3 protein-coding genes are annotated in these 2050 nt (G+C 45.0%); 1 reads left to right on the forward strand and 2 read right to left on the reverse strand.

Going from position 1 to position 2050, the window contains the following annotated elements; all coding sequences use genetic code 11:
* On the forward strand, positions 1-183 hold a 183-nt coding region (locus AB1797_14055), incomplete at its 5' end, for a hypothetical protein (GenBank protein ID MEW5768709.1).
* Positions 184-274: 91 nt separating this feature from the next.
* Here AB1797_14055 and AB1797_14060 read toward each other — a convergent pair.
* Both AB1797_14060 and AB1797_14065 read right to left on the reverse strand, forming a co-directional pair.
* A complete protein-coding gene (locus AB1797_14060) occupies positions 275-1537 on the reverse strand; it encodes a 3-deoxy-D-manno-octulosonic acid transferase (protein MEW5768710.1) in 1263 nt (420 codons plus the stop codon).
* Between the two features lie 315 nt (positions 1538-1852).
* Positions 1853-2050, reverse strand: a 198-nt coding sequence (locus AB1797_14065; GenBank protein ID MEW5768711.1) for a hypothetical protein, incomplete at its 5' end; no start/stop codon positions are given.

Genomic DNA, 2050 nt, shown 5'->3' on the forward strand with positions numbered 1-2050 from the left:
ATTAGACCTATTTCACAGGTCGAAAAATTATTTAAAGATGGGATTAAAAGATTTGTTTTATCTTCGTGCCCTTCGTGTTCTTCGTGGTTTTTAAAAGATGTGGGTAAGGATAAGCCCATCAAGGGAGGGGAAGCTCTTATGCCGACGCTGTCAGGACAAAAGGAGATGAAACTTAACCCATAGCGCTATAATCTGTAATGAGCTTACTTTTTTAGCTTGATTTTGAGTAGATACATCCCTCCTAAGTGTCAATAAGTTTTTGACCCGCCATCTCCTATAAAAGCCTCGCGATTAATTCGGCATCTCTCCTGGCGGCTCCCCGATTTTCTTCAATAACCTCAAGGGCCGCCTGGCCTAAACTGGCTGCCTCGGCCGGATAGTTAAGAAGTCTGACTAATTTCTCGGTTAGTTGATCCCCATCACTCACCTCTATCGCCGCTTTCTTAGCTAAAAGTATCCTTCGAATATCCCGAAAATTTTCCATGTAGGGACCAAAGAGGATGGGCTTGCCTAACAAGGCCGGTTCAATAGGATTATGCCCCCCAATAGGCACCAGGCTCCCCCCCACAAAGACAAGATCAGCTAAACCGTAGACCCCGGCCAGCTCGCCATAAGTGTCCAGCACCATAACCTCTGCCTCAGGATCAGTTCCCCTGGAGCGGAGACAATACCGCCTACCCCTCTTTTTGAGTAAGTCTTCTACTTCTTTGATTCGTTTCAGATGGCGAGGGGCAGTGATTAACCTGACCTCAGGCCGCTGAATTTGCTGGAAGGCATCAAAAATAATCTCTTCCTCTCCCGGGTGAGTGCTCCCAGCCACTATGATCTTGCCAGTCTCACTCAGTTCCCACTCTTCTTTTATCTTTAGAAGAGCCGGGTCTGTATCTTGAGTTAAGGGAGCCGGCTGGTCAAATTTGGTATTTCCGGTAATAACTACCTTCCCCTCTTCAGCCCCAATGGACTTAAGCCTTTCGCCATCTTCTTTGGTTTGCATGCAGCACAGGGCGTATGACCTCAAGACATCCTTGAAGAAAAGGGAGAATCTTCGATAAGCGGGAAGATTTTTATCCTGAATACACCCGTTGATCATAATGACCGGAATGTTCCTCCTGGCTGCTTTCCAGACAAGGTTAGGCCAGATCTCTGTCTCTAAGATAATGATGGCTCTGGGGTTTAAGTTGTTTAGTACCCGTTTTATAATCCACGGAAGGTCCAGAGGAAAGTAAAAGACAGCCTCTATTTCAGCCGAGATCTTCTTACTCATGGTCAGGCCGGCTTCAGTAGAGGTGCTTAAAAGGATGCCCTGATCCGGCAGGGTCTTCTTCAATTCTTGGATAATAGGGACGGCGGCGGCCACTTCTCCACCTGAAACAGCGTGCACCCAGATTGATCCCTTTATTCCCTCCTGTTGAGGAGAAAAGGGGAAGTAGCCCAGTCGCTGCCAGAACCCTTTTCGACCGTGAAAATATAAGGAACTGAGGTAAACCAAGGGGGCAACCAGGGAAATAATAAAATTGTAAAGAATCTTACAGGTCATTGCCAAACGTCCTCGTATCCCTAACTGGCTAAAGGTTTAAAACTTTTTTGAAATATTTTTCGACCTGTACGGTTAGCTTAACCTTACTCACATCTTTTAAAAACCACGAAGCACACGAAGAATTATAGAACAAATCTTTTAATCACATTTACCTTACCCTTAATTACTTTCTTCGTGAACTTCGTGCTCTTCGTGGTTTATCTTTGCTTTTCCCTACCTAACCGTACAGGTCGAAAGATTGCGACCTGTACGGTTAGGAATTACGTATCTACTCAAAATCAAGTTAAAAAAGTAAGCTCATTACAGATTATAGTGCTATGGGTTAAGTTTCATCTCCTTTTGTCCTGACAGCGTCGGCATAAGAGCTTCCCCTCCCTTGATGGGAGGGGTTAGGGGAGGGTGAAATAAACAACCCTCTCTTATTGTTGCTAATACCCCCTCTATATTTCTTAATATAAGGTTTTTAGCAAGAGTAATAATATTGCCCGCCAATTTCACCCTCACCCTATCCCT

Source organism: bacterium, from assembly GCA_040753085.1.
In the GTDB taxonomy this organism is placed as follows: Bacteria; UBA9089; JASEGY01; order JASEGY01; family JASEGY01; genus JASEGY01.

Coding starts and splice junctions, on each gene's coding strand:
- AB1797_14060 (MEW5768710.1), bottom strand. CDS start 1,537: ATGACCTGTAAGATTCTTTACAATTTTATTATTTCCCTGGTTGCCCCC.